The organism is Pseudomonas sp. HK3 (assembly GCF_052920985.1).
Map to the genome: position 1 here is coordinate 1,074,510 of NZ_JBREXD010000003.1, position 11,054 is coordinate 1,085,563.

Annotated in this window: 8 protein-coding genes and 1 pseudogene; 1 reads left to right on the forward strand and 8 read right to left on the reverse strand. The window is 42.6% G+C overall.

The window, feature by feature from the left end; genetic code table 11:
• Positions 1-15: 15 nt before the first annotated feature.
• From ACU6U9_RS20660 to ACU6U9_RS20675, 4 genes and pseudogenes are all read right to left on the reverse strand, one after another.
• Positions 16-1,137 carry a beta-ketoacyl-ACP synthase III gene (locus ACU6U9_RS20660; protein WP_446736852.1) on the reverse strand — a complete coding sequence of 374 codons (1,122 nt, stop codon included), beginning with the start codon at positions 1,135-1,137 and terminating at the stop codon, positions 16-18.
• Positions 1,138-1,371: 234 nt separating this feature from the next.
• Complete coding sequence (locus ACU6U9_RS20665) at positions 1,372-2,490, reverse strand: DUF3418 domain-containing protein (RefSeq protein WP_446737210.1); 1,119 nt, start codon at positions 2,488-2,490, stop codon at positions 1,372-1,374.
• Positions 2,474-5,305 carry an ATP-dependent RNA helicase HrpA gene (hrpA, locus tag ACU6U9_RS20670; RefSeq protein WP_446736853.1) on the reverse strand — a complete coding sequence of 944 codons (2,832 nt, stop codon included), beginning with the start codon at positions 5,303-5,305 and terminating at the stop codon, positions 2,474-2,476. Before hrpA ends, ACU6U9_RS20665 begins: the two co-directional genes overlap by 17 nt.
• A gap of 52 nt (positions 5,306-5,357) precedes the next feature.
• Positions 5,358-7,045: pseudogene (locus ACU6U9_RS20675) on the reverse strand (AMP-binding protein).
• A gap of 275 nt (positions 7,046-7,320) precedes the next feature.
• Here ACU6U9_RS20675 and ACU6U9_RS20680 point away from each other — a divergent pair.
• Positions 7,321-8,220 (forward strand): alpha/beta hydrolase, encoded by a 900-nt coding sequence (locus tag ACU6U9_RS20680; protein ID WP_446736854.1) that lies wholly within the window; start codon positions 7,321-7,323, stop codon positions 8,218-8,220.
• A gap of 74 nt (positions 8,221-8,294) precedes the next feature.
• Here ACU6U9_RS20680 and ACU6U9_RS20685 read toward each other — a convergent pair whose 3' ends face one another.
• The 4 genes from ACU6U9_RS20685 to ACU6U9_RS20700 are packed head-to-tail and all read right to left on the reverse strand — an operon-like array spanning position 8,295 to position 10,978.
• Positions 8,295-9,278: an AgmX/PglI C-terminal domain-containing protein gene (locus tag ACU6U9_RS20685; RefSeq protein ID WP_446736855.1), complete on the reverse strand. Its 984-nt coding sequence runs from the start codon at positions 9,276-9,278 to the stop codon at positions 8,295-8,297.
• Positions 9,278-9,784, reverse strand: a complete 507-nt coding sequence (locus tag ACU6U9_RS20690) for an ExbD/TolR family protein (protein WP_446736856.1) — start codon at positions 9,782-9,784, stop codon at positions 9,278-9,280. Before ACU6U9_RS20690 ends, ACU6U9_RS20685 begins: the two co-directional genes overlap by 1 nt.
• The gene (locus tag ACU6U9_RS20695) at positions 9,781-10,281 is read right to left on the reverse strand and encodes a biopolymer transporter ExbD (RefSeq protein ID WP_446736857.1); all 501 of its coding nucleotides are present in this window, start codon (positions 10,279-10,281) and stop codon (positions 9,781-9,783) included. Before ACU6U9_RS20695 ends, ACU6U9_RS20690 begins: the two co-directional genes overlap by 4 nt.
• Positions 10,282-10,306: 25 nt before the next feature.
• Positions 10,307-10,978 carry a MotA/TolQ/ExbB proton channel family protein gene (locus ACU6U9_RS20700; RefSeq protein ID WP_446736858.1) on the reverse strand — a complete coding sequence of 224 codons (672 nt, stop codon included), beginning with the start codon at positions 10,976-10,978 and terminating at the stop codon, positions 10,307-10,309.
• Between the last annotated feature and the right edge of the window lie 76 nt (positions 10,979-11,054).

Genomic DNA, 11,054 nt, shown 5'->3' on the forward strand with positions numbered 1-11,054 from the left:
AAATGAGACCAGCGTTTACAGCTTCTCAACCACCACACTGCCAATTGAATAACCCGCCCCAAAACTACAGATTACCCCTTTATCACCGGCTTTTAGGTCGCTCTTATGCAAATGATAGGCAATAATAGAGCCCGCTGAGCTTGTATTGGCATAACGATCAAGGATGACAGGTGCTTCATCTTCAGCAGCCTCACGACCTAATACACGCTTTGAAATAAGCTGATTCATACTCAAATTTGCTTGATGCAGCCACATACGCGCTAGGTCATCTGCGGCTATATCCAACTCACCAATATGCGTGGTGATTTGCTGAGCCACCATAGGGCAAACTTCTTTAAATACTTTACGGCCATTTTGAATGAACAGCTTATCTGGGTTATCTAAGCCCGATTCATCACAGCGATTTAAGAAACCCGCGTTATTACGAATATTATTCGAAAAAATCGTCTGTAGCTTGGTGCCAAGCACTTTATATTGCTGATCACTGGTTGCTTGTTCGCTGTCTTCTAAAATAACCGCCGTGCAGGCATCACCAAAAATGAAGTGGCTGTCACGATCACGAAAGTTCAAATGAGCCGTACAAATTTCAGGGTTCACCATTAATACACAACGAGCCGAGCCTGTTTGTATGGCGTTAACGGCCGCTTGAATCCCAAACGTCGCACTGCTGCATGCCACATTCATATCATAAGCAAAACCTTGAATGCCCAATGCCGTTTGTACTTCAACCGCCACAGCTGGGTATGCACGTTGTAAGTTTGAACATGCCACAATAACCGCATCAACATCATCAACGGTTTTACCTGCTTGCGCTAACGCTTCTTTCGCGGCAGCAATGGCCATTTCACACTGCAAAGAAGGCTCATCATTTGAACGCTCCGCTATAAAAGGCGTCATACGACTAGGATCAATAATCCCTTCTTTGTTAATCACAAAGCGACTTTTTATGCCTGAAGCCTTTTCAATGAATGCACTGCTGCTTTGAGCAAGCGCATCAACCGTACCGGCGGTAATTTCATCAGCGTGTTCCGCGTTAAACGTATCAACGTAGGTATTAAATGCCGTGACTAATTCGTCATTGGATATAGATTGGGTTGGGGTATATAAACCGGTACCACTAATAACAACTTGCTTCACTTTGATCCCCTAAATTTTTAATCAGCTCAAACGCTTTTTTGTCTACCTATCCTTTGGCTGACACACCTTAACAATTAGTACAAAACTATAATGGAATATCTTTGTTTATGCCACTTACGGCGTGAGCCGTGACTCACAATTACACGTAAATAGCACTCAAAAAGCCGCCTAAACGGACAATTAAAACGCGAAACTGGCCAAGCCACAATTTTGTCGATACCGCGTACCCATTTATCACTGTTGGATACTTGCTTTGGCTTCGACTATTTGTGCCTTCCAACGCTTGTCAGAGACAGGCATAGCCGTTCCTAGTTCTTGAGCAAACAATGACACTCGGTACTCTTGTATCATCCAATTTAAAGCCATAACGCCTTCAAAACATTCAACACTGGCAGGCAATTGCGACAACAGTGCTTGGTATTGCTCACTCCAGTGTGTGATTTTAATTTGCGTTAATTTATCTTTTTGTAGATTACCCTGCAATTTATCAAGCCTTAACATCATGGCTTTAAAATATCGCGGATATTGCTTAAGCCATTCATATTCAACAAACCCTAAAAACCCTTTTGGCATTAATACATTCACTTGCTGCTTAATGTCGCCCACAGCTAACGCAAACGCTAATTGGTTTTGCTGTTTCATTTTTTTATTGAGTTGATGATAGCTTTGTAAAATTTGCTTAATTAACGGAATGACCTCATCAAACTTTTCACTCACTGATCCGCGCCCTTTGTCTTTTAACGCTTTAAAGGCGGCCTCATCTCGTGGCAAGTCCGATAAATCAAAACACAAATCAAATACACGATGGGTTACAGCGTCTAATAGTTGTGCTTTGTTACCAATATGACCAAAATAAATCATTTCTTGAACAAGGCGCTTTTGGGTTTCTTTTTGTACCCAGCTCACTTGCTCTGTTAACTCCATTTTTAATAAGCGCAAAATACCATGCTTAGACTGAGCAAGTGCCTCATCAGCACGTGATAATAGCTTTAAGCTAACGCTGCTGGTTTCATCTACCAATGCAGGGTAAAGCGTCACTTGAATCCCCGCTTGCTGAATTTTATATTCGACAGGCAATGCGTTTAAATCCCAACGGGTAATGCCTTCACGTTCAAAGTCGCTATTGTTCTCTTGAGATAAGTGTTCAACTTGATCACCAATTTTCTCGATTAACCAGTGCCAATCACGCCCTTGTGCGAGCAAAACATTATCATTGCCCATCACCCGAATATTCACTTTATAGTGAGGGTCAAGTTGATCTAGATTCCAGTCATTAGGTTCAATGTCGATTCTCTTTTGCTGATAAATATAACGTGCCAGTACGTCCTGTAATGCCTCATCGCTGCACCGAATGCTTTATCAAGAAACCATCTGCAAAATCCGGTACGGGTACTAATTGACGACGTATGGATTTTGTAAGACCCTTAAGTAAGGCAATGATTTTTTCTCGCAGCATTCCCGGTACAAGCCATTGCAAACGACTCACTGGCAATTGCTTTAACATGGCAGCCGGTACTAAAACACTCACGCCGTCTTCTTTGTGGTTGGGTTCAAACCGATACGCTAATGGGTAAACCACACTGCCATGAGTAAAGTGATCAGGGAATTGAGCCTGGGTAATGTTTTCAGCACCGTGCTGCATCAGGTACGATTTCTTAACATTCAAGCAATCGTCAGACTGGGTTTTAAGCCATGTTTCGAATGAAGCCGTATCGGTGATTTCATTAGGCACTCGTTCTAAATAGAACTGGTACAAGCGCTCTTCATCCACCACGATATCTCGTCTACGGGATTTATCTTCAAGCTCTTCGATTTCTTCAATTAAATTTTGGTTATATTGTAAGAATGATGCTCGACTTTTAATTTGCTTTTGCACAAGCGCTTCACGAATAAAAATTTCATGACTGACTTGCGGGTCAATCTTCGCATAACTCACATTACGCTTAGGTATAATCACTAAACCGTAAAGACTCACTTGCTCGTAAGCCATGACTTGGCCACGCTTGATGGACCAGTAAGGTTCTAAATACTTACGCTTAACCAGTGTCTTAGCTAATGGCTCAAGCCACTCAGGGTCAATGCAGGCATTCATACGGGCATACAAGCGCGATGTTTCGACCATCTCTGCAGAAACAACCCATTTAGGTCGTTTCTTAAAAATACCGCTACCAGGGAACAACATAAAACGGCGATTACGCGCACCTAGGTAATCACCATCTTCCGTCTTTTGCCCAATAAAACTTAAAAACCCCGACAAGATGGACTGGTGCACGGCTTCATAGCTGGCCGCTTGTTTATTTTCTTCTAACTTTAAATCTTTACACTGCAAGCGCAGTTGATAATGCACATCTCGCCATTCACGCATACGCATGTAATTTAAAAAGTGTTTCTTACAATGCTGTCGTAATTGACTATTAGAAAGAGTTTGGCGAGCATCTTCAAAATGTTGCCAAATATTGAGTAACGTTGAAAAATCACTTTCTTCATGACGAAATTCAGCGTGCTTTTGATCCGCTTGCTGTTGTTTTTCAGGCGGGCGTTCTCTTGGATCTTGAATACTCAATGCAGATGCAATGATGAGCATTTCTTGTAACGCTTTGCGCTTACCCGCTTCAAATAACATGCGAGCAATACGAGGGTCAACGGGCAGTTTTGATAGCGCACGCCCTACTTGATTAATCTGATTGTCATGACTCACCGCACCGAGTTCTTTTAATAAGTTATAACCATCTTTGATAAAGCGGTTATCGGGTGCGTCTACAAACGGAAACTCAGATACATCGCCTAGTTTTAATGACAGCATTTGCAAAATAACTGCCGCCAAATTAGTGCGCTGTATTTCTGGATCAGAGAATTCAGGTCGGGTGTTAAAATCATCTTCACTAAATAAGCGAACACAAATGCCTTCACTTACACGACCACATCGACCTTTACGCTGGTTCGCACTGGCTTGCGAGATAGGTTCAATCGGCAATCGCTGTACTTTTGAGCGATAGCTATAACGACTAATACGCGCCACGCCACTATCAATGACATAACGAATGCCAGGAACGGTTAACGATGTTTCTGCAACATTGGTTGACAAAATAATACGGCGCGAACCACCGCTTGGGTTAAATATTTTATTTTGATCCGCATTACTTAAGCGCGCATATAGAGGCAATATTTCACTGTTTTTAAAGTTCGCTTTTTTAAGCTCTAGGGCGGCTTCTCGAATTTCTCGCTCGCCACTTAGAAAGATCAATACATCCCCTATTTGGCCACGTTTGCTGTCTTCTAATTGCAGCTCTTCTACCGCATCAACAATACCTCGGTACAAATCGCCTTCGCGCTCGTCCCCTTCTTCGTCTAAATCGATTAACGGACGATAGCGGGTTTCAACCGGAAACGTCCGGCCCGATACTTGTATCACAGGTGCATTGTTAAAGTGTTTTGAGAAACGCTCAACATCAATGGTGGCAGAGGTAATAATGACTTTTAAATCGGGGCGCTTAGGCAGTAATTGTTTCAAATAGCCCAACAGAAAATCGATATTAAGACTGCGCTCATGGGCTTCATCAATAATGATGGTCTGGTATTTATTTAAAAAGCGGTCATTCTGCGTTTCGGCTAATAATATGCCATCGGTCATGAGCTTCACTAATGTTTGCTCAGTACTTTGGTCATTAAAGCGAATTTGATAACCGACTTCATCACCTAAATTTACTTTAAGCTCTTGTGCAATACGCTGTGAAACTGAGCGGGCGGCAATGCGTCGTGGCTGAGTATGCGCAATCAACCCATACTTGGACAATCCCAACTCTAAACAGATTTTAGGAATCTGAGTCGTTTTACCAGAACCAGTTTCACCCGCAACGACCACCACTTGGTTATCACGGATAGCATCCGATATGTCGTTACGCTTTTGACTAATAGGCAGGCTATCATCATATTCGATAGGGGCAAGATTGGCGCCACGCAGCCCTGCTCGTTCGCAACTTTTAATTAACTGGTTTTGTAATTTCTCAATCAACTGATCAACCGGCTGCTTCGTTTTTAAGCGCGCTTTAATTTGAGATAATTGGCGAGAAAAGCCAAACCTCTGTTGAATCATACTTTGAGATATTAATTGCTCAAGCTGAGCGATGTCATTCGTCACAGATACCAATCTCATTCTTATGAAACGCAAAACGCCCTCCTTAGAGGGCGTTTTATTATACGCATATTACATTAAAGCGTAATTACGCTGTTTCTTCGTCACGTAGCTCACGACGAAGAATTTTACCTACGTTGGTTTTAGGCAGTTCATCACGGAACTCAACTAACTTAGGTACTTTATAGGCCGTTAGGCGCTCACGACAGAAATCTGTCAATGCTTTAGCAGTTAGGGCTGAATTAGTGGAAACAACAAAGATTTTAACTTGCTCACCAGACACTTCATCAGGAATACCCACAGCCGCACATTCAACGACGTCAGGGTGACCTGATACTACGTCTTCGATTTCGTTAGGGTAAACGTTAAAGCCAGAAACAATAATCATGTCTTTCTTGCGGTCTACAATTTTCATGTAACCGTTTTCAAGAATAACCGCCATGTCGCCTGTTTTTAACCAGCCGTCTTCGGTGATGGTTTCAGCCGTGGCTTCAGGACGCTGCCAGTAGCCTTTCATCACCTGAGGGCCTTTCACACAGAGCTCGCCTGCTTCACCAATTGGAAGATCTTTGCCATCGTCATCAATCACTTTACATAGCGTGTTTGATACTGGCATACCAATGGTGCCCAGCTGTGTATAGCCTGGCGGGTTGAATGATGCAATTGGAGAGGTTTCTGTCATGCCGTAGCCTTCAGAGACTTCACAACCCGTCACTTCTGCCCAACGGTCGGCAGCGTTTTTAGTTAATGCCATACCACCAGAAATAGTCAGTTGTAGATGACTAAAATCTAAAGCACGGAAGTCTTCATTATTACAAAGACCCACAAATAAAGTGTTTAGGCCCAAGAATCCATTGAAGTCCCACTTTTTAAGTTCTTTTATAAAACCGGGTAAATCACGAGGGTTAGGAATCAGTACGTTATGATTACCGGTTTCCATTAATACCATGCAGTTAACGGTAAACGCATAGATGTGGTAAAGCGGTAACGGAGCAATAACCACTTTAGAGCCTTCATCATTGCCCGTCTTATTCAAGCCCATCATGAATAATGGATGCGCCTGACACATGTTAGCAACGATATTGCGGTTGGTTAGCATCGCGCCTTTAGCAACACCGGTTGTACCGCCAGTGTATTGCAGAACGCTAATATCTTCAGATGCAACATCGACAGGGGTGTAAGACGATTTAGTACCTGTTTTCAGTGCATCAAGTAAACTTGATGTGGCCTGGAATCGTAAACGGTTCAACTTCTTTGCGAATGGTTTTTATCACAAAATTCACAAGAGTACGTTTAAGCGGGCTACACATGTCGCCAGCTTGCGTCACTACGACGGTTTCAATTTGTGTTTTAGGAACAACACGACCTGCTTTAGCTGCCATTTGCGCAAGCACAACAAGCGCTTTAGCACCAGAGTCGTTGAATTGATGCTCCATTTCACGTTCGGTATAAAGTGGGTTGGTATTCACCACAATAAGACCGGCACGCATGGCACCAAATACAACAATTGGATATTGCAGTAAGTTAGGCAGTTGTACCGCGATACGATCGCCTTTTTGCAAGCCAGTGTTATTTTGCAAATACGCTGCAAAATCAGCAGACAAACGGTCTACATCGGCATAGCTTAAGGTTTGACCTAATGCAGTAAAAGCTGGGCGATCTGCGTATTTTTTAACACTTTGATTGAATACATCAACAACGCTTTTGTACTTATCCAACATCTACTGTTGCAGGTAAACCTTCAGGATATTTGTCGCTAAAGAAATTTTCGTTCATACCGCCTCCGCCTAATTCAATTGGCCTGTCTTTTTATTAGATATTGTATGATTTACATACAGCAGGAATTTGGATAGTTGGGCAGACTACCAGTTTTAGAAACGCGCGCAAAGTCCCAATCTAACCACTTTCATCCATCTGACTACTTTATGAACGGATATTCAGTCTTATTGGCTGTTTAGCGCTCATTTGCTCGCTTTCACCCAAGTAGACGATACCCTCTGAGCCATAATTCGATACAATCTTTGAACAATAATAATGACAAAGGATTAACAATGGATACTCGCTTCATTACCGCTGAGGACGGCCACAAAATAGAATGTCTCATTTGGTCAAACCCAACAGCAAAAGCGTGGGTACACATTCTGCACGGCATGTCAGAGCACGTAAGCCGCTACAATGAATTCGCTCTGCGTTTAGTTGAGGCCGGTTTTTCAGTGATTGCACACAATCACAGAGGACACGGGTCGAGCCCTTCCACAACGCTTGGTTTATACGCAGAGCAAGATGGCTGGCAAAAACTATTAAAAGACATCGACACCGTACGTGCCAGCGTGCCACAAGATCAGCCCTATTTCATGTTTGCCCACAGTATGGGCACATTTATCGCTCAAGCTTATTTGGCTACCCAGCCAAAACCCATAAATGGCTTGATACTCTCTGGCTCGAACATTCAACCCAGTGCTCTGCTAAAAGCAGGCAGAGTAGTGGCAAAAATTGAACAACTGCGTAAAGGGCCAATGAAAACCAGCTCACTCTTGCAGTTTTTGTCTTTTGGCTCGTTTAATAATGCCTTTAAGCCCAACCGAACGGACTTTGATTGGTTAAGCCGAGATAACGCACACGTTGATCAGTACATCGCTGACCATCTATGCGGTTTTGATTGCTCGATACAATTGTGGCTCGACATGTTCGCAGGGCTCATTGACCTATATGGCAATAAGACTTACAGCAAAATTCAAAAAGATTTGCCTATTTTATTATTTGGCGGCGATAAAGACCCAGTCGGTGAGATGGGTAAAGGCGTGCCGAAATTAGCAAAAGCTTATGAGCAGTCCGGTCAAAGCAATGTAACGTTTAAGCTTTATGAAAATGGCCGTCATGAAATGCTAAACGAAATTAATCGCGAAGATGTCTATCAAGATGTGATTAATTGGATAAACCAACAAAACTAGGCAGTGTCCGCTTAAAAGCCCAGACATAAAAAAACCGAACACTGGGTTCGGTTTTTTTATGTTTGCTATGTTACTTAAGGCGCAAACGTAAGTGGGTATTCGAACTTATCCACTTTGTTTGCCGCATCAAACGCCAGCATTTTACAAGTCATGGTAATGCGTTTAATGACTTTAGCATCCTGTAAGTCACTGGACTTCACGTTGCAGTTATTGACTTCACCCGAAGCCGCGACTTCAATACCCAGTGTAACCGTGCCTTCTAATACAGGATTACTGCGCAGTGCCTTACGGTAAATGCGATCAAAGCGAGATTTGTTTTGCTCAAACACTCGGCGAATTTGCATTTGGGTGCGGCTCATACCCGCAATCTGAGTATCCGCTACGGTGTCGACTAACGCCTCTTTGGCAACTTCTTTTACCGCAGTCGTATCGCGTTGCGCTGTCGCCAGTTGTTCGGCTCCGGTAGCGCGCGTTAATTGTGTTTCATCAATGCCACCGACTCGATCAACCGCAGCTTGGTCAACCGCTGTCCCAACAACCGTTGCTGCCGCACCCGCATTGGTTAATGCAGTGCTGTCCATTGTAAGCGTCGACATATCCAACATGTTTTGCATGTCAGTTAAATCATTTGAGAAATTAGCAATTAATTTCTGTGCTTTTTCTTTAGCTGCCTTTATACGTTCAGGTGTTCGTTCTATTTTAGCAACAGGTTTTGGCTTAGGTTTAGCGACTACCACCGGTTTTGGTTTAGGCTTTGCCTTTACCGCTTCAACTTTTTTAACCTCTACCTTTTTCTCAACCGGCTTTTCGATCTTTCTTTCAATCTTAGGCACAGGTTTAGGTTTAGGTGCTTCTTTTTTGCGTTTAATAACCTTTGCTAATTGCGGTGGCAGCTTTTCTAATGTTTCACGCTTTAATTCCGGCAACGTTATATTAGGTACCGCAACGCCCAATATTAACGTCAGCATTAACAACGCAATTAAAACGTTTTTAAATAGGCGTTCTTGTTGGCTATCTGACCAAGGCAGTTGGGTACTGCGAAATGTTAAACTGCTCATTACGCCTCCTTACTGTCTTTTTTCTGAACGGCTAACGATATCTGTGTAAATTTTGCTTTTTGGCACGTGGCCATAATGCGCTTTAACACTTTATAAGGAATACCTTGATCACCCATAATGGTAATTGGGCGGCCCAGTTCTAGTTCTTGAACAGAGGCTTGCGTACGTGAGGCTAAATATTCCAGTTCTTTTTGCAAGCTAGGAATAATTTCAGCATCTGGTTTCATTGCTAAGATATCTTTAACAGAAGCAATTGGGCGGCCTTGCACAACTACGTCATCATTATTGACCATCAAGTTAATCGTATTTTGCGGCTGAGCCTGAGCAACACTATCGGGTAATTTAATACTGTCATTGCTCATCACTTCAACATCACTTTGGTTCATCATTAAGAAGAACACCATGATGGTGAATATATCCATCAATGATACGAGGTTTAAGCCTGCTTGCTTTTTATGGCGACGATGACTGCGAGCCATACGCTTTGCGCGACGAGATGATTTCATAATGCCACCTCCACTTCAGGTGCATCCCCAAGGGATACATCAGGAAACAATACCGCATCAACAACGCTTGCAGCAATGACAGCCGGAAACGTTTTAGCTGTATCAATCACACCTACTAATACTTGATAATCGATATCCGGTTCAGACAAAATCACAATATCTGTTCGCTCGCGACCCAATTTCTTTTTCATGCCCTGCAAAACAGTCGATAATCGATTCAAATCAAATTGATTGTTTTTCTTATCAATAGATTCAATGGGTAAAGGGCCCAGCATCACATTGAAACCGGATTCACGCACAATGACTTCTAACGATAAATCATCCGGGTTTAGATCCTGCTTTTGCAGCTCTTCTTCAAGTGGCAATCTTAATTCTAATACCGTGATCTGATTGAAAACCATGCTAATCAACAATACTGGCACAAGAATGATCATCAGATTCATGAAAGAGGTAATATCTAATTCCGCTTCTTCTTGTTTTTTCTTATGGCGTCTCATAGACAACCTCCACTTTTAAGTGCAATTATTTCGCAGCGTTAGAAGTGGTTGCCTGAGATTGAGCCGCAGCTGCCGGCTTACGCTCAGTAATTAAATTTAAAAATTTAACACCTGCCATCTCAAGACTATCTATGATTTCAGTGGTTTTACTTTGTAATACAGTGTGCAGTAACAGTAATGGAATTGCAGAAATCAAACCAAAAGCCGTTGTATTCATTGCGACTGAAATTGACTGCGAAAGCAACGTTGCTTTCTCAGATGGCGCTGCCGTTGCTACCGCTGTAAATGCGGCAATCAAACCAATAATTGTGCCTAGCAATCCCATTAACGTTGAAATATTCGCAAGCGTTGCAATATACGCGGTACGCTTTTCAAGTTTAGGCGTGGTTTCCATCAAGCCTTCTTCCATTGCGTATTCAATATCTTCACGACGAGAGCTGCTTGGCATGCGTGCAATGCCCGCGCCTAAGATATTAGCAATGTCGCTATCACTTTGACCGGCATAATTAAGCGCCGCTTTGTAATCTTTACGCTGAATCATGGGTAACATGTCGTTAAACGCTGCACGGTTTTTACGCTTTGACGCTGAAATACTAATGAGTCGCTCAATCGCGATGGCAAGACCGACCACTAATATAACCGCGATTGGGTACATGAACATGCCGCCATCTTGGAAAAATCGAATAATGGTATCCATTGTGTACATCCTCTATTGGAATATTTTTATTATTGTTGGTATTTTTTAAGAATAAGTTTATTGTTTTTATTATTCA